Source organism: Amycolatopsis sp. WQ 127309, from assembly GCF_023023025.1.
Taxonomy (GTDB): domain Bacteria; phylum Actinomycetota; class Actinomycetes; order Mycobacteriales; family Pseudonocardiaceae; genus Amycolatopsis.
On the sequence record NZ_CP095481.1, the window covers coordinates 9,878,418 to 9,898,304 of the forward strand.

Here is a 19,887-nt window from a genome sequence, read left to right on the forward strand (position 1 = left end):
ACCTGCACCTCTTCCGGTTGCGCAGCGACGAAATGGTCGCGGAGGGCGCGGTGAGCGAGCACCGGCTCATCCTGCAAGCGCTCGAGGACAACGATTCCGACGTCGCCGAAGCGGCGATGGTCTCCCACCTCAAGAAGTCCTTCGCGCGGGTCCGCGAGGCGCTGAACGACGAGACCGTCGGACCCGCGTGACCCTCCGGGCCGGGCTTCACGCGGCTCGGCCGGTGGGGCCGAACAGGATGACGCTGCTGTAGCCCTCCATCGGCGCGAACTCCGCGTGCGTCCGGTTCAGCTGGCCGATGAGGTAGTCCCAGCCCGCCGCGACGTCGTCGATCGCCTTCATGTTCGTCGTGAGGTGCTCGGTCACCGGGGTGAAGAAGTCGTTCCAGTGCAACGGAACGAACAGCTTCGGCTGCACCTTCGCGACAGTCTGCTCGTAGAACTCGGTGCGGAACGCCGCGTCTTTGCCCACGCTGCCCGCCGTGCCGCAGAACATCGCGTCCGCCCGGACATCGTCGAGCGCGCCGGGCAGGAACCCCGCCGACGCCTTGATCAGCAACGACCGCGTCCCGTACTCCACCAGGAAGTCGAACGAGCCGCCCTCGAAGTAGTCCCCGGCGTCCGCGGGCTGGCGCAAGGGCTGCGTGATCGGCGTGCCGTCGCCACCCTTGGTCCCCGGGGAATGCTTCGACGCCAGCACCGTGACGGCGAAGTCGCCGATCTTCACCGGCCGGCCGACTTGGTACGGCTGCAGCTGTGCCTCGGGGACGTCGCCGCCGCGGCCGATGTTGAGCGTGGACGGTGAGCCGTGCAACGTCGCGTTCGTGCGCTTGGCGATGTAGGGCGCGTCGAGCGAGTGGTCGTAGTGGGAGTGCGAGACGAAGATGCCCTTGATCCGGTCGGCGCCGACCCGGGCGAGGGTCGCGTCGACCTTCGCCGGGTCCGTCTGGAGCTGACCGAAGATCGCCGTGCGTAGCGAGATGTCGGTGATGAAGGCGTCGAACAGCAGTTGCGTGGTCCCGTCGTCGACCAGCAGCGTGGTCGTGCCGAGGAACGTGACGCGCACCTCGCCGGGCCGCAGCGCCCGCTGGTCGTCGACCAGGTGCTCGGCGTAGTCCGCGACGTCACCCGACGGCGTCAGGAAACCGAGGTAGCCGCCGGTGCCGGCCGCGACGACGGCGACCCCGCCGATGCCCGCGGCCCGGGCCAGCACCTGCCGCCGGGTGAGCTTCTTCTTCGTTGATCCCTTGCCGCTGCTGTCAGCGTCCTGCATCGTCCAGCCCCTTTCGAAGTTGGCAGTTTCTGCCACATCTCGACCGTAGCCGATAGTGGCAGAAACTGCCAACTTTGCTAGACTGAGGACGTGCAGACGAACGAAGGGACCGGGCGGCGAGCGGCGAACGCGGCCCGCAAAGAAGCCGCTGTCCGCCTCGCAGCCCTGGAACTCTCGGAACAACGGGGCTTCTCCGCGGTCTCCATGGCCGACATCGCGCAGCGCTCCGGCGTCGCCGAACGCACCGTGTTCCGGACCTTCGGCAGCAAAGCCGGGATCTTCTGGCACGACCCCTTCCTCCAGCGCCTGGTCCACCACCTCGACCCCGCCACCGCTGCCCTGGACCCCCTCACCGCGGTGTCGGACGCCGCCGCCACCGCCGCCCGGGAAATGAGCCGGCAGGACCGCGACCTCGAAGCCCGTCGCCGCGCGCTCATCCTGAGCGAGCCCGACCTGATGGGCGTCGGCACCCAGTCGATGGGCCGCAACACCGGCGAACTCGCCCGCCGCATCACACCCCCGGACGCCGACGCCGAACAGCAACGACGGCTGTCCCTGTTCGCGCTCTTCTCCGCAATGGCCCTCGCGTTCGTGCGCATGGACCCGGCCAAACCGATCGACGACTGGATCACCCAGCTGCACGACGCGCTCTCACTAGCCGCGTTCGGTCCCCTGACCGGCTACGAGTCCCCACGCGAACGGCGCCACACCTCCAGCTGATCCATCGTCGGATACGACGGACGCGCCCCGGGCCGGGTCGCCGCCAGCGCTCCCACCTCGGCAGCGAGCGTGGCCGCCGCGAGGAGGTCGAGGCCGCGCGAGAGGCCGTAGCCGACGGTGCCGGCGAACGCGTCGCCGCTGCCGGTCGTGTCGACCGCGTCCACGCGCACGGCCGGGATGCGGGTGTACTCGCCGTCCTCGAAGAGCACGGCGCCCTGGGAGCCCAGCGTCACGATCGCGCGGTGGATTCCCTTGCGCCGGAGCGTGGCGGCGATCTCCGGCCAGCCGCCGTCGGCCGTGCCCGGCAGCAGCCGGGCCAGTTCGTGGCGGTTGACGACGACCACGAAACAGTCGCGGAGGAGCGCGTCCGCCACCGGCCGGTAGGGCGAGAGGTTGAGCACCACTTTCGCGCCGTACGTCGCAGCGCGCCGAGCGCAGACGGCGACCGCGCCGAGGGAAACCTCGAGGGCCAGGAGAACGACGTCCGCCTCCGCTATCGCCGCCTCGACCTCGTCGGTCGCGGTCAGTTTCGCATTGGCCCCCTGAGCGACGACGATGGCGTTCTCGCCGGCCGGATCGACGCTGATGTACGCCGAGCCGGTCGGCTCATCCCGGCACACGACGACCCGGTCCGACCTGATCCCGAGGCCGCGAAGGTCGTCCATGACCGTGCGCGCCGCGTCGTCGTCCCCGACCATCGCGACCAGCTCGACGTCGCCGCCGAGCAGGCGTGCGGCCGCGGCCTGGTTGAAGGACTTGCCGCCCGGGCTGATGCGGACGGACTCGGCCAGGACGGTCTCCCCCGGCTGCGCGATCGCCGGAACGCGGAGGGAGTGGTCGAGGTTCACCGACCCGACGCTGACGATCCGTTCGGTACTCAATGGACCCTTCCGATCAGGGGATCCGCCGCCTCCGCGGAAACGGGACGCGGGATCGCGAACGACACGGCCAGCCCGGCCGCCAGGAGCACCGCGCTGCCGATCGCGGCGGCGACGTAACCGGCGGCCGGAGCGGCAGGGGACGGGGTCGCCGCGGCCTGGATCGCGTAGATCACCAGGAAGCTGAGACCCGCGCCGATGTTGAAGGCACCGGTGTTCAGCCCGGGCAGGGAGCCCGGGCGGGCCGCCGGGCTGAGGACGACGCCGAGCCCGTTGAGCATGATGTTCGCCATGCCCGCGTAGGTGACGCCGACCCAGACCGCGATGACGAAGAGGAACACCGGGGACGTGCCGCGCACGCCGAAGGTCAGCGCGAGCATGCCCACGATCGTGCCGGCGATGCCCAGCCGCAGCATGCTCTTGTAACCGAGACCGGCCGCGAGCCGTCCGGCGAGCGGCCCCACCAGCAGTCCGGCCACGGCGTACGGCGTCAGGATGAGCGCCGACACCGCTTCGGCGCCGAGCCGGTACCCGAGGGCGCCGTCCTGGGCGAGAGCCGGGAGGAGGCCGTTCATCATCGCGAAAACGCCGCCGAGGGTGAGCGCGGTCGTGCTGACCAGCGCCCAGGTCGACCGTTCCCGCAACTGGGTGGTCGGGACCAAGGGCGCGGAAACGCGGCTTTCGACGAACCAGAACACCGCGAAGGCCGCGGCGGCCAGTGCGGCGGAACCGATCGCGATCCCCCGGTTCGCCTCGCCGAGCTTGCCCGTCTCGTTGACGGCGAGAAGGGCCGCGCCGACGGCGATGACGAGGAGCACCGTGCCGCCGACGTCGAGGCGCCGGCGGTCTTCCGCGAAGGATTCGCGGGTCATGAGCCGGACCAGGACCGCCGCGGCGACGGCCACCGCCCCCATCGTCCAGAAGACGGACTGGAAACCGTGGTCGGTCACCAGGTAACCACCGAGGAGTGCGTCGAACCCGGCGATCCCGCCGTTGACCGCGGTCACCACCCCCATGAGCGTCCCGTATTTCTTCGGTTCACGTACCTCGGCCCGCAGCATGACCAGCGCGATCGGGATCACCGGCCCGGACGCGCCCTGGATGATCCGGCCGGCGAAGAGCAGCTCGATGTTCGGCGCGAGCGCGGCGACCACGCACCCCGCGGCCATCATCAGCAGCGCGCCGCACAGGACCCGGCGCCGGCCGGCGATGTCCGCCAGGCGGGGCAGGAAAAGCGAGAACACGGCCGCCGCGGTGAAGAACGCGGTCTGGGTGTTCGCGACCGCACCGGCACTGACGTTCAATTGCCGTTGAATCGACACGAGTGCGGGGCTGAGCATGCTCGCGTTCAGCTGGAAAGCCAGGCACGCGGAAAGCAAAGCCACCATCAATGTCGTTACCGGGGAGCCGGGCCGGATCGGGTTTACTGGCGTCATTGCCGGCACTTTCTGGTCGGGTCAGTAATGTGGTAGACTATTCGGACTTGATCTTTGAATTGACGGTGAGGTAATGGCGGTTTCACTGCAGGACGTCGCGGACGCCGCGGGCGTGTCGATCGCGACGGCGTCGCGGGCGCTCGGCGGCAAGGCGCGGGTGTCGGAAGCGACGATGCGCCTCGTGCGGGAGACCGCCGATCGCCTCGGCTACCAGGTGAACGCCCTGGGCAAAGCCCTCCGCGAAGGGTCGGACGGCGTCGTCGGCATCGTCGTTCCCATGGTCAGCAATCCGTTCTACGCGTCACTGGTCCATGAATTCGAGGACCAGTTGTCGAAAGTCAACCTGAAATTGCTCATCGCGGATTCACACGGTGAACTCGACCGTGAGATCGACCGTCTCGAAGCGCTGGCCAGCCGGCGGGTGCGGGGCATATTCGTCGTACCGGCTTATTTCGATCGTTCGCGGCCCACCATCGCGAAAATCGCCCACCAGCTCCCGCTCGTCCAGGTCGACCGCCGGGTCGAGGACGACGATTCCCTGGCGTTCGTCGGTGTCGACAACGCGGACGGGATCGGACAGGTGCTGCGCCACGTCGCCGGCCAGGGCGCCGAAACCGTCGTGTTCGTCGGAGCCGACGACCGGACCTCGGTCGGCCGGGAGCGCCGGGAAGCGTTCACGGCGGGTGTGAAGGAGGCCGGTCTGGTGGCGCAGCGGCCGATCATCGACCGGTACCTGTTCGAGTTCGGGCTTTCCGCGGCGAACCAGCTGATGCGGCGGTCGAAGCTGCCGGACGCGGTGATCGCGGGTGACGACCTGATCGCGACCGGGCTCCTCGCCGGCTTCGTCCGCCGCGAGCTGTCGGTCCCGGGCGACGTGCTGATCACCGGGTTCGACGGCACGGTCCTCGCCGACATCTGCAATCCGACCCTGACCACGGTGCAGCAGCCGATGGTGAAGATCGCGGAGGTCGCCGTCGCTCAGCTGATGCAGCAGATCGACGGCGCCGGCGAGGCCGGAGTGCACGTCCGGCTGCGCACGGCGTTGCGCCCGGGCGGTTCGACGGGCCGCCTGCCCGCGCGATCGGTTTCCCGCAGCGCTACTTGAGGTTCGCCACGGCCTCGCGGATCATCTGCCAGAACCTCGGCACGTCCAGGGTGATCGCGATGTCGGCGTTCGGTTCCTTGCCGAGCATGTCGTGCAGGTCGACCGCCGTGGCGCCGGAGGTGAACTCCCCCTTGGTCTCGACGTCGACGTGGCTGCGCTGGACGGTCGCCACGGCCCGATCGATCGCGATCGCGACCGTGATGGGGTCGTGCAGCGGCCCCTCCGGCATGCCTTCGACCGCGTCGTAGGTGCTGCAGAAGAAGCGGAGCAGTTCGACGCCGAAGGCACTGGTGTTGTTGCCGATCGCGCCGATCGACGCGATCACGTCTTCGGTGATCAGGGCCTGGTGCGAGATGTTGAGCCCGACCATCGTGATCGGGAGACCGGACTTGAAGACGATGTCAGCCGCCTCGGGGTCGACCCAGGCGTTGAACTCGGGGTAGGCACCGACGTTGCCGCGGCCGGTCGAGCCACCCATCCAGATGATCTCCTTGATCTTCTCCTTGAGGTCGGGTCGCACCTCCAGCAGGGTCGCGATGTTGGTGAGCGGCCCGGTCGGGATCAGGGTGACGGGTTCCGGCGCGTTCAGCAGGAGATCCGCGATCAGTTCGAGCGCGGTGCGGTCGTCCAGCGGGACCGTGGGGGCGGGCAGTTCGGGACCACCGAGTGCGTTGTCGCCGTGGATCCAGGTCGCCGGGGTGAGCATCCGCCGGAGCGGCTTGTCGGCCCCGGCGGCGACGGGCACGCCCTCGACGCCGGCCACGGTGAGCGCGACCCGCGCGTTGGTCGTCGTGTGTTCCAGGCGGCCGTTGCCGCCGACGGTCGTGACGCCGAGCAGGTCGATCGCCGGGTTCCCGGCGGCGAGCCAGAGGGCGAAGACGTCGTCGTGGCCGGGGTCGCAGTCGATGATGACCGGGGTGAGCATGGGACTCCTCAACATGTGCGGAAACGATTACATCGTGATGCGGAAACGATTACATCCACCGATGGGGCTTGTCAAGAGCCGCGGAACGCGCCCTTGCCGCCAAGCCGGCGGCAAGGGCGCAGGTTTCCTGCTGGCGAGTCAGAGGTCCCAGGCGGCTCGGATCGCCACTGCTTCGCGTTCGGCCTGGCGCCGGCCGATGTGGAGCGCCCGGCCGGCCGTCTCCGGGTCCATCATCTTCACGGGCGCTTCGAGGTCGCCGAAGTCGGGGTCCACGGCCACCAGCCGGGTTTTTCCGCGCAGCTGGGCCACTTCGGCGTCCGCCTCGATGGTCGAGGCGGATCGAGTGCCGTCGTCCGGGGCCCCGAGCGGGAGGCAGGACACGACCACGAGAACGTCACTCGGTGGCGCCGCCGCGGCGTTCAGGTGGTTGACGATGCCGCCGTCCATGTAGCGGTTTCCGTTGATGGTGACGGTGGGGAACAGCATCGGTATGACGCAGCTGGCCGCGACCGCGTGCAGCAGCGGCACCCCGGATTCTTCGCCCCACACGACGAGCTCGCCGGTGCCGGTGTCGATCGCCGTGCAGCGGAACCCGGCGGGCCAGGCGACACCGTCGAGCATTCCGAGCAGGCCGAGGTACTCGTCTTCGGTGAGGGTGGTCGGCGCTTCCTGCGCAGCAGAACCGAGTGCCCGCAACGCCTGCCGTTGATCGGTGGCGAAGACGGCTCGGCGCGACGCGTCCAGGAAGTTCTGCGAGCCCGCCCCCAAGCTGTCGAAGTCCAGCTTCCGCCCCACCTCCGCCAGGACGCCGACTGCGTCGGTGACGTCGCGGCCGCCGGCCAGCAGCGCACCGACCAGCGATCCCGCCGACGTTCCCACGACCGCCGGCGCTTCCGCCAGGTCGACGCCGGCGTCACGCAGCCCGGTGAGCAGACCCGTCTGCCAAGCGACGCCGACGGTTCCGCCGCCGCCGAGCACGACCGCGCGGGTATTTCCTCGAGAAGTCATTGCTGTTCCTTCGTTGTTGTGATGTCGATGCCGAACAGGGCGCAGGCGTTGCCTGCGGTGAATTTGTCGCGGTCTTCGTCGGTGGGGAACTCGGTGAGGAACTGCTCGACGTCCGCCTTGGCCGGCTGCTGGAAGGGGTAGTCGGTGGAGAACAGCAGCCGGTCGGGCGTCGTGACCTCCAGGGCGTGACGCAGCAGCGCCGGCGTGAACATCCCGGAACTGGTGATGTGGACGTTGGATCGGACGTAGTCCGACACCTTCCGGTCCAGGCCCGCGATACCCGAAAGGCTGTCGGCGCGATCGGTCCAGAACAGCAGCAGCTCGCCCCAGTGGCCGAGCACGAGCTGCAAGCCGGGGTGGCGGTCGAAGGTGCCGCGGACGATCAGGCGCAACGCGGCGAGCGCCGCCTCCAGGTGCCACCCCCAGCCGAACGTCGCCAAGGCCAGCTCGGTCATCGGGTCGAAGCCGCTGTAGACGGCGTCGCGGACCGTGCGCGAGGGGATCTGCGGGTGGATGAAGATCGGCTGCCGCAGGGCCGCGGCGGTGGCGAACAGGTCGTCGTAACGCGGATCGTCCAGCGGCGTTTCGCCCGTCCGCCCGTAGACCATCGCGCCGACGAACCCGAGACCGGCCGCGCGTTCAAGCTCCGCCGCGGCAGCCTGCGGGTCCGCCATCGGCAGGGTGGCGAGCGCCCGCAGCCGCGCAGGGTGCCGGCCGACAGCCTCGGCCGCGACGTCGTTGGCCCGCCTGCTGAGCGTCCGCGCGGCCGCCGGCTCCAGCGGGTGCGTGCCGGGCGGCGCCAGCGAGAGGATCTGCAGGTCGACGCCCTGGGCGTCCATCGCCGCGATCCGGGCGTCGCCGAGGTCGTCGAGACGCTCGAGGTTGTCCCCCAGCTCGTCGAGCACGACGCTCGGGTCGCCGCGGTCCGCCGGGAGCGCCTTCACCGCCGAGGTGAGCTCGGGCAGGTTCCAGTGTTCTTCGATCGCGATGAGGGCCACGCCAGATCTCCCGGTCCGGGCAGTCCGCTCAACCGCCGTTGAGCGAGACGGTACACGAATCGCTCAACGACTGTAGAGTGAAGTGATGACCGAGACATCCCGCGCCGCCAAACGCGCCCGCACCGCCCAGCGGATCCTCGACGCCGCCCGGCAGGAGTTCGCGAGCCGCGGCTTCGACGGCGCGACGATCCGGGGCATCGCCGGCGCGGCGGGAGTGGACGCCTCGCTGGTGATGCAGCACTACGGCTCGAAGGCGGCGCTGTTCACCGCCGCGGTCCAGCTGCCCGGCGAGGACGCCCGGAGCGCCGCCGAGCACCTGCTGGAGGTCCTCGCCATCCGGCTGGAAGAGCTGCCCCCGGAGACGGCCGCGCTCGTCCGGTCCATGCTCACGGTGCCCGAAGCCGCCGACTCGATGCGGTCCTACCTCGACGAGCGCGTCGACAACCTCGCCAGGTCGCTGGAGGGCGAGGACGCCCAGCTGCGCGCGCTGATCACCGTGAGCGGCATCCTCGGCCTGACGATCACCCAGCACTTCCTGAAGCTGCGCGCCTTCGACGACGCCTCCCACGAAGGACTACTGCGAGCCGCACGCGGCTGGACGGAATACCTGTCGCGCGACTCATGAGCCGTCGTCGATGACCGGCAAGTGCACGTGACTACTTGCGCACCATCAACGAGGCAAGGCCGAAGAACGGGCCGGGCGGCAGCGGGTCGAGAGGCCGGTCGACGAGCGCGAGGTGGGGAAACCGCCGGAGCAGGGCCGGCAACGCCGTCGCGAGCTCGAGCCGGGCGAGCGCCGCCCCGAGGCAGTAATGGGCACCGTGCCCGAAGGCGAGATGAGGACGCGGCGTCCGGTCCACGTCGAAGGTGTCCGCGTCGGTGAACCGCTCGGGGTCGCGGTTCGCGGCACTGAACGACACCACCACCGTCTCACCCACCTCCAGCCGGTGGCCGCCGACGTCGGTCGCTTCCGTCGCTCGACGCGGAGTCGACACGGACACCGTCGACAGGACCCGGAGCAGCTCCTCGACAGTCGGCGCGACGGCGTCCTGGCCGTCACGAAGGCGCGCGGCCCGCTCAGGTTCGCGAAGGAGAACCAGCACGCTCAAGCCGATCATGTCGGCGGTCGTCTGATGCCCGGCGATCAGCAGCAGGTTCGCCAGGCCGACCAGCTCAGGCTCGGTGATGGCGTCACCGTGCTCACGCACCAGACGTCCCAGCAGGTCGTCTCCCGGAGCGGCGCGGACTCGAGCGACCAGCTTGCCCATGTACTCCGCGGCCTCGCGCGCCGCTTGCGTCCGCGCCTGCAGCGACCGGCCGGCGTCGATCCGGCGAGCGGCCACGTCCTGGAACTCGTCGCGGTCCGCGTCCGGCACCCCCAGCAGCTCACAGATCACCAAGCTCGAGATCGGGCGGGTGAATTCGGCGATCAGATCGAAGTCAGAACCCTGGGCCTCGATGGCGTCCAGGCAGTTCTCGACGATCGTGGCCACGCGTGGCTGCAGCGCTCGAACGTGCCGGACGGTGAACTCACCGGCGCACATGCGCCGGAGCCGACTGTGCTCGGGCGGGTCCATCAGCAGCAAGTTGCCTGCGTTCGCGGCGCGGTCATCCCCACGGTCGCCACCGAGGAACCGGGTCGTGGCCCGGCTCGAAAACCGGCCGGGGTCCGCGAGGACGTCCTGTGCCTGCTCGAACCTGGTCACCAGACGCACCGGCGAGCCATCGGGAGAGGCCCCTTTCAGCAGGGTGCCGTCGGCCTGAGCCTGCCGTAACTCGTCGACCGGCCCCAGATCCGACCGCAGCATCTGCGGCACGGCCCCCGGCCGGGGTGTGTCGTTGCTCATCATCGGTCCTCGGTTGACGACCTGATCGCCTTGGCGATCGTCTCGACGTCTTCGGGTCGGGTGTCGAACGACGTCATCCACCGGACCTCGTTGCTCGACTCGTCCCAGTCGTAGAAGTGGAAGTGCTGGTGAAGTTCGGCCAGCGCGCGGGGAGGAAGGGATGCGAAGACGGCGTTGGACTGGACCGGGTTGGTCACGTGCAGGCCCGGTGCGTCCTGCACCAGCTCGTGGAGCAGCAACGCCATTTTGTTGGCGTGCCGGGCGTTGTCCAGCCACAGGTCCGTTTCCAGCAGCGCGACGAACTGTGCGGAGATGAAGCGCATCTTCGACGCCAGTTGCATGGTCAGCTTCCGCAGGTACTGGACGCCGTGATCGAGCTCCGGGTTCAGCACGACCACCGCCTCGCCGATCAGCATCCCGTTCTTGGTGCCGCCGAAGGACAAGATGTCGACCCCGGCGTCCGTGGTGAACGCCCGCAGCGGCAACCCGGAGTGTGCCGCGGCGTTGGCCAGCCGGGCCCCGTCGAGGTGGACGGACATGCCGCGCGAGTGCGCGAACTCGGTGATGGCGCGGATCTCGGCGGGTGAGTACACCGTGCCCAGTTCGGTGGACTGGGCGATCGACACGAGCTGCGGCTGGGCGCGGTGTTCGTCGTCGAACCCTCGTGCCTCCCGCTCGATCGCCGGCACGGTCAGCTTTCCGTGCCGGCTCGGCACCGTCAGCAGCTTGATCCCACCCACCTTCTCGGGTGCGCCGCACTCGTCGACGTGCAGGTGCGCCGTGTCGGCGCAGATCACCGACGCCCACCGGTCGCAGGCCGCCTGCAGCGCGATCACGTTCGCGCCGGTGCCGGTCAGGACCGGGTACGCGCGGGCCTGGGGCCCGAAGTGGTGCCGGAAGACCTCCTGGAGGCGTTCGGTGTAGACGTCGTGGCCGTAGCTGACCTGGTGCCCGCCGTTGGCGGCGGCGATCGCCGCGAGGACGTCCGGATGAGCTCCGGAGTAGTTGTCGCTGGCGAACTCACGCAAATCTCTGTCGTGCATGTGATTCCCGTTGTCGATGATCAGAAGGCAGCTCGGCACTCGGCGTGGAAACCACGCAGGGCAGCGGCCAACGCCGCGGGCTGTTCTTCGGGCACGTAGTGACCGCTGTCGGCGATGACCCCGCCACGGATGTCGGCGGCGTGGGGCCTGACCTTGGCCAGCAGGTCCGGCGCGCTGCCCTGGGCACCGCCCAGCGCCAGCACGGGAACCCGGATCGGCTCGGCGTGCCGGGCGTTCTGCTCGATGTCGGTCAGGACGGCGCGGTAGTACCCGAGCAGACCGGTCAGCTTGCCGCCGCTCAGGACACGTTCGTACTCGTCGAGGTCGGCGTCGCCGAACGTCGCGGCGGGGTCGTGGGTCTTGTGCCCGAAGAACCACTCGAGCAGGACGCGCTCCCGCCCGTCCAGCAGCTTCTCGGGCAGGTCGGCGAGCCGGTTGAACAGGAAGTGCCACGACTTCCAGTCCTGCTCACCGATCGCGATGACCGGGTCGAGGGAGACACCGGGGATGTTGGCGTCGATGAGCGCGACGCCGTCGAGCTCGTCCGGATACCGGTGGGCGTGGGCGAAACCGACCCACGCGCCGATGTCGTGCCCGACGTACAGGTACCGCCCGATCCCCAGCACCCGCAGGAGTTCGTGGACGCGGTCGCTGGTCGTGTCGGTGTCGTAGCCGTCGGGCGGCCGGCTCGAATCCCCTTGCCCCGGCAGGTCGAACGCGATGACGCGGTGGTCGTCCGCGAGGTCGCGCAGGACGTGCCGCCAGGCGTAGGAGCTTTGCGGGAACCCGGCGGCGAGCACCACGACGGGGCCCTGGCCCCGCTCGACGACGTGCCAGCTCACACCGGCCGCGAGCACCGTCCGGCCGGGATTCACGCTCGGCTCAGCGCCGCGTCGTGCGCTTCGAGCGCGACCTCGCTCGCGAGGTGGACGGCGCGGATGATCGTCTCGGGTGACATCGACGGCTTGGGCCGCCGCAGGCCGGCCACCTGCGACAGTTCGTAGGGCACGTGGACGAATCCGCCGACGGTGCGGGAGCCGCGCTGCTCGAGCAGCCGCATCAGCCGGTAGAAGACGTGGTTGCAGGTGTAGGTGCCCGCGGTGTCCGACACGTGCGCCGGGATGCCGTCGGCCACCAGCCGCTCGACGATGGCCTTGATCGGCAAGGTGCTGAAGTACGCGGCGGGTCCCGCTTCGTCGACCGGCCGGTCCACCGGTTGGAAGCCGGTGTTGTCCGGAACGCCGGGATCTTCGACGTTCACGGCGACCCGCTCCACGGCGATGTCTTCCTGGCCGCCGGCCTGGCCGGTGCAGATCACCACGTCCGGCTGGTACCGCTCGACGGCGTCGTGCAGCACGCGGCCCACCGAGGCGAAGTCGACGGGCAGCTCGACGGCGTGCACGGCCCCCGGTCCGGTCCAGCTGTCCCGCACCGCGCGCACCGCGTTCCACGACGGGTTCGTCGTCTCCCCGCCGAACGGTTCGAAGCCGGTGAGCAAGGTCGTCGGCATGGGTCCTCCTTGTGGTCGAGGTCTTTACTGTAACGCTAGCTGACGTTACAGTAAACCCATGAGTCACGCGTTCGTGTTCGACACGGGTCACACCTGGGCGGATTTCCTCGCGACCAGAACGAACGTGCACGGTCCCGCACCCTCGGAATGGCTGACGACGGCCCAGGCCGCCCGGAACTGGTTCGACGCGGCCGGGCTCGGCCCGGCACAACCGCCGCAAGAGGCCGACCTGCCGCTGATCCACGCAGCCAGGGAAGCACTGCGAACGACCATCCTGACCCGCCTCGGATACCCACTGCCACCCCTGTCCCCCGACCTGGCGTCCGCGACGGCGTTGCTGAGACAGGTGGCCCACGCGGCGTCGGACCCGGTCGGTGCCCCGGAGTCCTGGAGCGTCGCGCTCACCCGGATCGTCGTCAGCTCCACTGTGGACCTGGCGCAACCGGCCTCACGGTTTCTCACGTGCGCGGAGCACGTGTGCAGCAAAGTGTTCTCGGACCGCGGAGACGTTCGCCAGCGCTACTGCAGCTCTCGCTGCGCGACCCGCGCGCGGGTTCGGTCACACCGGGTCAAACGCACCACGGACGACGGCTGACTCCCGATCTTCTCCGGCGGCCAGGGCACCCTGCGATCCAGCACGGGCCACCGGTTCACCTGGCCGGTCCTGATCGGCGGGTAGGTGCGCGAGGCCTCGGCGAGTACTCGACGCTCCATTCCGCGGGGATCCGGCCTTCTCGCTCCACCCGCAGGCCGGTCCCAAAACAACGCACGACCGGCGATGACGCGGCGTCCGCTGGTCTCGTTGCCGGACCTGCTCCACCCCGTGGTCGACGACGTGGTCGGCACCGACCCGCTGATCGTCACCTGCGGGACGACGTCGAGGGAGACGACCGCGGACCACGGCCGGCCGAGCCACCGCTACCTGCTGGACTGCATGGACCTGCGCGCCGCGCTCACCGCCGCTTGTGAGCCGGGTGCGCTCTTCGTCCGGGTCGAGAACGGAACCCGGCCGGTCGGCGATCCCGCCGTCGTCTTCGCGCGGTTCCAGGCCGCGCTGCGCGGCGGCGGCGACCCGACCGAGAGGAGACCATGGCCCCCGGGGTACCGGCACAGTGTGCGGCGATGCCGGCTTTCGTTGCTCACATCGTGCATCCCGCGGCCGGGGCCGGTCTGTCTAGCGTGTGCGGCAGGCCACACGTCATGACCACAGAGGACAGTCGCCCGGGAGGACCCATGTCAGACAGCCGGACCGAGCACTACGACTACGTCGTGGTGGGGGCAGGATCGGCGGGCTGCGCACTCGCCGGCCGGTTGTCCGAAGACCCGGACGTCACGGTCGCGCTCGTCGAGGCCGGCCCGCCGGCCCGGGGCCGGCTCTTCGAGATCCCCGCGCTGTTCTCGCAGCAGCTCAAGACGGTCTACGACTGGGACTTCGAGACCGAACCCGAGCCGCAGCTCGGCGGCCGGCGCGCCTACCTGCCACGCGGCCGCGCGATCGGCGGCACCAGCTCGATGAACACGATGCTCTACGTCCGCGGCCACCGCCACGACTACGACACGTGGGCCGAACTGGGCAACAAGGGCTGGAGCTACGACTACGTCCTGCCGTTCTTCAAGCGGTCCGAGGACAACCAGCGCGGCGCGGACGGCTTCCACGGCGTCGGCGGGCCGCTCACGGTGAGCGACCCGGTCTCCGTGCACCCGCTGCTGCGGACTTGGGTCGAGGCGGCGCAGGACGCCGGGCACCGGCCGAACCCCGACTTCAACGGCGCCGAGCAGGACGGCGTCGGCTGCTACCAGGTCACCCAGCGCAACGGGCTGCGCTGCAGCAGCGCGGTCGCGTTCCTCGGCCCGGCTGCCGGCCAGGCGAACCTGACCGTCCTGCCCTCGACGCTCGCCCTCCGCCTGCTCTTCGACGGCACCCGGGCCACCGGCCTGGAGGTGGACCACCTCGGCGAGGTCCGCACGCTCGGCGTGACGCGGGAAATCGTCCTCTCGCTGGGCGCGTACAACTCGCCGCACCTGCTGCTGCAGTCCGGCGTCGGCCCGGCGGACGAACTGACCGCCGCCGGCGTCACCCCGGTGCACGACCTGCCGGACGTCGGGCGGAACATGCAGGACCACGCCGGCTGCTTCCTCAGCTTCTTCAGCAGCACGCCGCCGGTCCTCGGGCCCGACACCTCCGCCGAAGAACAGCAGCTGCGCAGCACCGGAACCAGCCCGATGGCCTGGACCGAGGTCGGCGGGTTCCTCCGGTCCTCCGACGACGTCCCGGCACCCGACATCCAGGTGCACGCGGCGCTGGGCATCGTCCGCGACCAGGGGCTGGCCGCGCCGCTGGAGCCCGGCATGTCGTTCGGCCCCTACGTGGCCCGGCCCGCGAGCCGCGGCAGCGTGCGGCTGCGGCACTCGCACCCGTACGCCAAACCCAGGATCGTCCACAACTACCTCGACGACGCCGACGACCGCGCCCGGCTGCGCGAAGGCGTGCGGATGTGCATGCGGATCGCCCGGGAGGCCCGGCTCACCGCGCTGCTCGACGGCGACCTGCGGACCGCGGCCGACGCCGGGCTCGCCCCGAAGTCCGACCTCGACCACGACCTCGACGACTACATCCGCACCCAGTCGTTCTCGTTCTACCACCCGTCCGGCACCTGCATGATGGGCAAGGTCGTCGACCACGAACTGCGCGTGCACGGGCTGGCCAACGTCCGCGTCGCCGACACCTCGATCATGCCGACGCTCGTCACCGGCAACACCAACGCACCGGCCATCATGATCGGCGAACGAGCGGCCGGGTTCATCCGGGGCACGTCGTCCTGACCCACCCACGAAAGAAAGACCTCGTTCATGGCTGACCTGTCCGTCGTCACCCCCGGCGCCACCGGTGAAATCGACACCGACGTCCTGATCATCGGCTCGGGCATGGGCGGTGGCACGCTCGCCTGGGCCCTGCGCGAGTCCGGCGCCCGCGTCCTGATCGTGGAGCGCGGGGACTTCCTGCCCCGCGAGCCGGAAAACGCCCAGCCCGAACAGATGTACCTCAAGGGCCGCTACAAGAACGCCGGCCACTGGTACGACGGCCGCACGGGCGAACCCTTCGCCCCCGGCGTCTACTACTGGGTCGGCGGGAACACGAAGTTCTACGGCGCCTCGCTCCCCCGGTTCCGGCGCAGCGACTTCACCGAAGTCGAGCACCAGGAGGGCCGGTCGCGAGCGTGGCCGTTCTCCTACGACGACCTGGAACCCTTCTACGGCCAGGCGGAGCGGCTCTTCGACGCCCACGGCCAGGTCGGCGAGGACCCGACCGAACCACCGCACTCGACGTCGTACCCGTTCCCGCCGCTCGAGCACGAGCCCACGATCCAGCGGTTCGCGGACTCACTGAAGGCGCAGGGCCTGCACCCGTTCCGCACCCCGAACGCGCTCAACGTCGAATCCCAGGCGGACCGGGCGGCCGTCACCACCGCGGACGGCTGCCCGGACGGCACCGGGCGCAAGGCCGAAGCCGAGAACAAGGTCGTGCGTCCCGCGCTGGCGGCCGGGGTGAAGATCCTGGTGCGCACCGAAGTCACCAAGCTGATCACCTCCGAGGACGGACGGCGGATCGTGGCCGCCGAAGCGCGCAGCGACGGCCGCACGATCAGGATCACCGCGAAACGGGTGGCCCTGGCCGCCGGCGCGGTGAACTCCGCCGCCCTGCTGCTGCGCTCGGCGACCCCCGCCCACCCGGCCGGGCTCGCCAACTCCTCGGGCCTGCTGGGCCGCAACTACATGGTGCACAACAGCACGTTCTTCGTCGGCGTGAACCCGCTGCGGACCAACCCGACGCAGTGGCAGAAGACGCTGGGGATCAACGACTTCTACGAAGCGGGCGAGGGCACCCCGTTCCCGCTGGGCAACCTGCAGATGCTCGGCAAGCTCCGCGCCCCGATGCTCAAACCCGCGCGGGCGTGGGCGCCGATGTGGGCGCTGGACTTCATGTCCGCGCGCAGCCTCGACATCTACCTGACGACCGAGGACCTGCCGTCGCGGGACAACCGGGTGCGCGTCGACGGCGATCGGATCCTGATCGACTGGACGCCCACGAACGTCGCCCCGCACCGCGAGCTCGTGCGGCGCGTGACGAAGCTGGTCCGCAAGGCCGGCTACCCGCTGATCTTCACCCAGCGCATGGGGATCGAGACGAACTCGCACATGTGCGGCACCGCGGTGGCCGGGCACGACCCCACCGGCAGCGTGCTCGACGCGTCCTGCCGCAGCCACGACGTCGAGAACCTGTGGCTGGCGGACGCGTCGTTCTTCCCGTCGTCGGCCGCGCTCAACCCGGCGCTGACGATCGCCGCCAACGCCCTGCGCATCGCGCCGTCGGTCGTGGCCGGCCTGACCGCCTGACCGGCACACGGAAAGGCCGCCCTTCCCGGATCGGGAAGGGCGGCCTTTCGCGGTTCAGCGCCGGATCGCCGGCAGGAGCGTGTCGCGGAGGGCGTCGATCTGGTCCCGCTCCTCACCCGGCAACGGTGCGAAGACGACGGCGTCCGCCCCCGCCTCCGCCAGGTTCTCGAGCTGCCGCAGGCAGCCGGCGAGGTCACCCGCGACCGTCACCTGGTCCAGTGCGTCGTCGACGGTGCTCGCGGCACCCAGCTGGAACCGCATGAAGTCCTGGCCGAGCGCGCGTTCGACGACCGGCCGCAACGCGGCCCGGGCCGCTTCGCCGTCCGGCCGCAGGCACAGCCAGGCGAACACGGTGATCCGCCGGCCGGGGCCGACGGCGTCGCGGACCGAGCGGACGTAGCCCGGACCGGACCCCTCGGCCAGGATGACGCCGTCGGCCGCGCGGGCCGCCAGCGCCATCCCCTTCGGGCCCCGCACGCCGAGGTGCAGCGTGGGCGGGACCCGCGGCGGGTGGGTCAGCGCGACCCCGTCGAGGTGGACGTGGCCGCCGTCCAGCGACACCGTTTCCCCGGCGAGCAGCCGCCGGACGGCGGCCGTCACCTCGTCGAGCGCGGTCATCAGGCCGGCCGGGTGAGCGCCGACCTGCCGGAGCCAGCCGGGCATGCCGTGCCCGATGCCGGACCGGAACCGGCCGGGGTGCATCCGCCCCAAGGTGGCGATCTCCATCGCCAGGTAGGCCGGGTTGCGCACGGCCGCGGGGCTGATGCCGAGCCCGACCCGCACGGCCGAGGTGTCCGCCAGCAGGGTGGCCGCCTGGGCGAACCCGCCGGCCAGCCCCAAGTCCTCGACGACCCACAGCTCGTCGAGCCCGGAGCGGTCGATCGGTGTGGCCAGGCCCCGCACCCGCTCGGCCGGCAGGCCGTCCAGCTTGATCCCGTAGTCCATGTCCGCCGTCCCTCAGAGGTGCTGTTCGGTGGCCCGGGTGCGGTGGTACTCCTCCTGGCGTTCGTCGGTGACGTAGGCCGGGACCGGGAAGTCCCACCAGCCCGGCACCCACGGCCCGGCGGCGTCGCGGTCGGTGGGGACCTCGACGAGCGCCGGGGCACCGGACTGGACGGCCTTGCGCAGCGTCGGCTCCAGCGAATCCGTGTCGGAGACCTTCCACGACTCGATGCCGAACGACGCGCCGAGCGCGGCGAAGTCGGGGCTGTAGGGCGTGCCGTCCGGGCGGGAGAACTCGGTGCCGATGTGCCGGGACGTCTGCTTGCGCTGGCCCCCGCGGATCGACATGTAGCCCGCGTTGTTCTGCACGACGAACACCACCGGCGCGCCCGTGGTGACGCTGAGGGCGATTTCCTGCGCGGTCATCAGGAAGTCGCCGTCGCCGACGACGCACACGACCGTGCGGTCCGGCTGCCCCAGCTTGGCGCCGACGGCGGCCGGGATCGCCCAGCCCATCGAGGAGAACCCGCCGGAGGTCAGGTGGGTACGCGGGCCGTAGACCGGGAAGGTCTGCTTCACCGCGCCCTGGGTGTTGCCCGAGCCGGCGACGATGATCGCGTCCCGCGGCAGCACCGACCGCAGCGCGCCCAGCGGCCGCTGCGAGGTGAACGGGAAGCGGTCGCTGTCCCGGCGGCCGGCGAGTTTCTCCTCCCAGTCGCGCTTGAGCGAGACCAGCTCGGCGAGGTATTCCGGGCGGTCGGCGGCCGCGGTCGGCAGCGAGGCCACGATCGCGTCGACCGTGCGCTGCGCGTCCGCGACGATCCCGACCTCGGCCGGGTAGTTCTTGCCGATCTCGTGCGGGTCGATGTCGATGTGGATCAGCTTTGCGGGCGGGATCGAGAAGCTGATCCCCTTGGCGTAGCTGGAGGCCGACCAGTCGGTGAACCGGCAACCGACCGACACGACGACGTCGGCCGAGCTGGCGATCGCGTTCCCGGTCATCGTGCCGGTCTGCCCGACGCTCCCGGCGAACAGCTCGTGGTCCTCGGGGAACGCGCTCTTGCCGTTCCACGTCGTCACGACGGGGATCTTCCAGTGCTCGGCGAGCGCGAGCAGGGCGTCGGACGCGTCGGAGGTGATCGCGCCGCCGCCGGCGACGATCACCGGGCGGCGGGCCGCCCGCAGCACCTCGACGGCCCGGTCGACCGCTTCGGGGTCCGGGTGCTGGCGCCCGACCGGCAGCCGGCGGGCGAGGTCGTGCAGGTCGACGTCGGCGGCCTCGGCCTGGACGTCCATCGGCACCTCGAGGTGCACCGGGCCGGGCCGGCCGGTCAGCATCGAATTGAAGCAGCGGTGCAGCACGAACGGCAGCTCCTCGACCCGGGTGACGACCCAGTGCCGCTTGCTGACCGCCTCGGCGACCTTGGGGAAGTCGTTGGCCGTGTAGCGATCGAGCTCCTGGAGCAGGCCGTGTCCGCGCATGTGCGTGGGCGGGCCGCCGGTGATGACCAGCACGCTGGTCGAGTCCGTGAACGCCGTGCCCATGCCGATGACGGTGTTGCTGGCGCCGGCGCCGATCGACGTCACCGCGGCCATCGGGCGGCCGGTGGCGCGGTAGAAGCCGTCCGCGAGGTGGACGGCGCTCTGCTCGTGGAAGGTCTGGATGAAGGGGATGTCGGACTCGGCGTCGAGGAAGGCGTCGGTCAGGGACCAGATCCCGTGGCCGGGGATGCCGGCCACGTAGTCGACGCCGTAGTTGCGCAGGGTGCGCGCGACGATCTGGCCGCCGGTGAGGACAGGCATGGTTT

At 70.5% G+C, this 19,887-nt stretch carries 20 protein-coding genes; 8 read left to right on the forward strand and 12 right to left on the reverse strand.

Going from position 1 to position 19,887, the window contains the following annotated elements; genetic code table 11:
- The first annotated feature begins 17 nt into the window (after positions 1-17).
- Positions 18-191, forward strand: coding sequence for an FCD domain-containing protein (locus tag MUY22_RS43360; RefSeq protein ID WP_247053355.1), 174 nt, complete (start codon positions 18-20; stop codon positions 189-191).
- Between the two features lie 16 nt (positions 192-207).
- On the opposite strand, the gene MUY22_RS43365 is transcribed toward MUY22_RS43360, so the two are convergent.
- A complete protein-coding gene (locus tag MUY22_RS43365) occupies positions 208-1,272 on the reverse strand; it encodes an MBL fold metallo-hydrolase (RefSeq protein ID WP_247053357.1) in 1,065 nt (354 codons plus the stop codon).
- Between the two features lie 90 nt (positions 1,273-1,362).
- On the opposite strand from MUY22_RS43365, the gene MUY22_RS43370 reads away from it, so the two are divergent.
- Positions 1,363-1,992 (forward strand): TetR/AcrR family transcriptional regulator, encoded by a 630-nt coding sequence (locus MUY22_RS43370; protein WP_247053360.1) that lies wholly within the window; start codon positions 1,363-1,365, stop codon positions 1,990-1,992.
- Here MUY22_RS43370 and MUY22_RS43375 read toward each other — a convergent pair.
- Together MUY22_RS43375 and MUY22_RS43380 are read right to left on the reverse strand one after the other, a co-directional pair.
- On the reverse strand, positions 1,953-2,873 hold the full coding sequence (locus MUY22_RS43375) for a ribokinase (protein ID WP_247053362.1): 921 nt from the start codon (positions 2,871-2,873) through the stop codon (positions 1,953-1,955). The two genes, MUY22_RS43370 and MUY22_RS43375, sit on opposite strands and share 40 nt — an antisense overlap.
- Complete coding sequence (locus tag MUY22_RS43380; protein WP_256475056.1) at positions 2,870-4,306, reverse strand: MFS transporter; 1,437 nt, start codon at positions 4,304-4,306, stop codon at positions 2,870-2,872. Before MUY22_RS43380 ends, MUY22_RS43375 begins: the two co-directional genes overlap by 4 nt.
- 73 nt (positions 4,307-4,379) lie before the next feature.
- Here MUY22_RS43380 and MUY22_RS43385 point away from each other — a divergent pair, with 73 nt between their 5' ends.
- The gene (locus MUY22_RS43385; protein WP_247053366.1) at positions 4,380-5,411 is read left to right on the forward strand and encodes a LacI family DNA-binding transcriptional regulator; all 1,032 of its coding nucleotides are present in this window, start codon (positions 4,380-4,382) and stop codon (positions 5,409-5,411) included.
- Here the strand turns inward: MUY22_RS43385 and MUY22_RS43390 are convergent.
- From MUY22_RS43390 to MUY22_RS43400, 3 genes are all read right to left on the reverse strand, one after another.
- The gene (locus MUY22_RS43390; RefSeq protein ID WP_247053368.1) at positions 5,404-6,336 is read right to left on the reverse strand and encodes a nucleoside hydrolase; all 933 of its coding nucleotides are present in this window, start codon (positions 6,334-6,336) and stop codon (positions 5,404-5,406) included. The two genes, MUY22_RS43385 and MUY22_RS43390, sit on opposite strands and share 8 nt — an antisense overlap.
- Positions 6,337-6,474: 138 nt before the next feature.
- Positions 6,475-7,344, reverse strand: coding sequence for a patatin-like phospholipase family protein (locus MUY22_RS43395; RefSeq protein ID WP_247053369.1), 870 nt, complete (start codon positions 7,342-7,344; stop codon positions 6,475-6,477).
- Complete coding sequence (locus tag MUY22_RS43400) at positions 7,341-8,342, reverse strand: amidohydrolase family protein (RefSeq protein WP_247053371.1); 1,002 nt, start codon at positions 8,340-8,342, stop codon at positions 7,341-7,343. The genes MUY22_RS43395 and MUY22_RS43400 overlap by 4 nt, the downstream gene beginning before the upstream one ends.
- Positions 8,343-8,427: 85 nt before the next feature.
- Between MUY22_RS43400 and MUY22_RS43405 the strand changes: the two genes are divergently transcribed.
- The gene (locus MUY22_RS43405; protein ID WP_247053373.1) at positions 8,428-8,967 is read left to right on the forward strand and encodes a TetR/AcrR family transcriptional regulator; all 540 of its coding nucleotides are present in this window, start codon (positions 8,428-8,430) and stop codon (positions 8,965-8,967) included.
- Between the two features lie 31 nt (positions 8,968-8,998).
- On the opposite strand, the gene MUY22_RS43410 is transcribed toward MUY22_RS43405, so the two are convergent.
- From MUY22_RS43410 to pcp, 4 genes are read right to left on the reverse strand one after another with little or no spacing between them, the layout of a single operon-like run.
- Positions 8,999-10,189 (reverse strand): cytochrome P450, encoded by a 1,191-nt coding sequence (locus MUY22_RS43410; RefSeq protein WP_247053375.1) that lies wholly within the window; start codon positions 10,187-10,189, stop codon positions 8,999-9,001.
- Positions 10,189-11,232: a low specificity L-threonine aldolase gene (locus MUY22_RS43415; RefSeq protein WP_247053377.1), complete on the reverse strand. Its 1,044-nt coding sequence runs from the start codon at positions 11,230-11,232 to the stop codon at positions 10,189-10,191. Before MUY22_RS43415 ends, MUY22_RS43410 begins: the two co-directional genes overlap by 1 nt.
- Positions 11,233-11,252: 20 nt before the next feature.
- Complete coding sequence (locus tag MUY22_RS43420; RefSeq protein WP_247053379.1) at positions 11,253-12,107, reverse strand: alpha/beta fold hydrolase; 855 nt, start codon at positions 12,105-12,107, stop codon at positions 11,253-11,255.
- Entirely contained in the window at positions 12,104-12,742 is a 639-nt protein-coding gene (gene pcp / locus MUY22_RS43425; RefSeq protein ID WP_247053381.1) for a pyroglutamyl-peptidase I, read from the reverse strand. The genes MUY22_RS43420 and pcp overlap by 4 nt, the downstream gene beginning before the upstream one ends.
- 58 nt (positions 12,743-12,800) lie before the next feature.
- Here pcp and MUY22_RS43430 point away from each other — a divergent pair, with 58 nt between their 5' ends.
- From MUY22_RS43430 to MUY22_RS43445, 4 genes are all read left to right on the forward strand, one after another.
- Entirely contained in the window at positions 12,801-13,337 is a 537-nt protein-coding gene (locus tag MUY22_RS43430) for an ABATE domain-containing protein (RefSeq protein ID WP_247053383.1), read from the forward strand.
- A gap of 207 nt (positions 13,338-13,544) precedes the next feature.
- The gene (locus MUY22_RS43435; RefSeq protein ID WP_247053385.1) at positions 13,545-13,946 is read left to right on the forward strand and encodes a hypothetical protein; all 402 of its coding nucleotides are present in this window, start codon (positions 13,545-13,547) and stop codon (positions 13,944-13,946) included.
- 29 nt (positions 13,947-13,975) lie between these two features.
- Positions 13,976-15,565 carry a GMC family oxidoreductase gene (locus MUY22_RS43440; protein ID WP_247053387.1) on the forward strand — a complete coding sequence of 530 codons (1,590 nt, stop codon included), beginning with the start codon at positions 13,976-13,978 and terminating at the stop codon, positions 15,563-15,565.
- Between the two features lie 27 nt (positions 15,566-15,592).
- The gene (locus MUY22_RS43445) at positions 15,593-17,137 is read left to right on the forward strand and encodes an FAD-dependent oxidoreductase (RefSeq protein ID WP_247053389.1); all 1,545 of its coding nucleotides are present in this window, start codon (positions 15,593-15,595) and stop codon (positions 17,135-17,137) included.
- Between the two features lie 54 nt (positions 17,138-17,191).
- On the opposite strand, the gene MUY22_RS43450 is transcribed toward MUY22_RS43445, so the two are convergent.
- Both MUY22_RS43450 and MUY22_RS43455 read right to left on the reverse strand, forming a co-directional pair.
- Entirely contained in the window at positions 17,192-18,082 is an 891-nt protein-coding gene (locus MUY22_RS43450) for an LLM class flavin-dependent oxidoreductase (RefSeq protein WP_247053391.1), read from the reverse strand.
- 12 nt (positions 18,083-18,094) lie between these two features.
- Entirely contained in the window at positions 18,095-19,882 is a 1,788-nt protein-coding gene (locus MUY22_RS43455) for a thiamine pyrophosphate-binding protein (RefSeq protein WP_247053393.1), read from the reverse strand.
- Positions 19,883-19,887: the final 5 nt, after the last annotated feature.

Bases quoted from the DNA above. Each gene is read 5' to 3' on its own strand.
- MUY22_RS43380 (WP_256475056.1), bottom strand. From the start codon at position 4,306: ATGACGCCAGTAAACCCGATCCGGCCCGGCTCCCCGGTAACGACATTG.
- MUY22_RS43450 (WP_247053391.1), bottom strand. From the start codon at position 18,082: ATGGACTACGGGATCAAGCTGGACGGCCTGCCGGCCGAGCGGGTGCGG.
- pcp (WP_247053381.1), bottom strand. From the start codon at position 12,742: ATGCCGACGACCTTGCTCACCGGCTTCGAACCGTTCGGCGGGGAGACG.
- MUY22_RS43455 (WP_247053393.1), bottom strand. From the start codon at position 19,882: ATGCCTGTCCTCACCGGCGGCCAGATCGTCGCGCGCACCCTGCGCAAC.
- MUY22_RS43415 (WP_247053377.1), bottom strand. From the start codon at position 11,232: ATGCACGACAGAGATTTGCGTGAGTTCGCCAGCGACAACTACTCCGGA.
- MUY22_RS43395 (WP_247053369.1), bottom strand. From the start codon at position 7,344: ATGACTTCTCGAGGAAATACCCGCGCGGTCGTGCTCGGCGGCGGCGGA.
- MUY22_RS43445 (WP_247053389.1), top strand. From the start codon at position 15,593: ATGGCTGACCTGTCCGTCGTCACCCCCGGCGCCACCGGTGAAATCGAC.
- MUY22_RS43430 (WP_247053383.1), top strand. From the start codon at position 12,801: ATGAGTCACGCGTTCGTGTTCGACACGGGTCACACCTGGGCGGATTTC.
- MUY22_RS43405 (WP_247053373.1), top strand. From the start codon at position 8,428: ATGACCGAGACATCCCGCGCCGCCAAACGCGCCCGCACCGCCCAGCGG.
- MUY22_RS43365 (WP_247053357.1), bottom strand. From the start codon at position 1,272: ATGCAGGACGCTGACAGCAGCGGCAAGGGATCAACGAAGAAGAAGCTC.
- MUY22_RS43390 (WP_247053368.1), bottom strand. From the start codon at position 6,336: ATGCTCACCCCGGTCATCATCGACTGCGACCCCGGCCACGACGACGTC.
- MUY22_RS43385 (WP_247053366.1), top strand. From the start codon at position 4,380: ATGGCGGTTTCACTGCAGGACGTCGCGGACGCCGCGGGCGTGTCGATC.
- MUY22_RS43440 (WP_247053387.1), top strand. From the start codon at position 13,976: ATGTCAGACAGCCGGACCGAGCACTACGACTACGTCGTGGTGGGGGCA.
- MUY22_RS43410 (WP_247053375.1), bottom strand. From the start codon at position 10,189: ATGAGCAACGACACACCCCGGCCGGGGGCCGTGCCGCAGATGCTGCGG.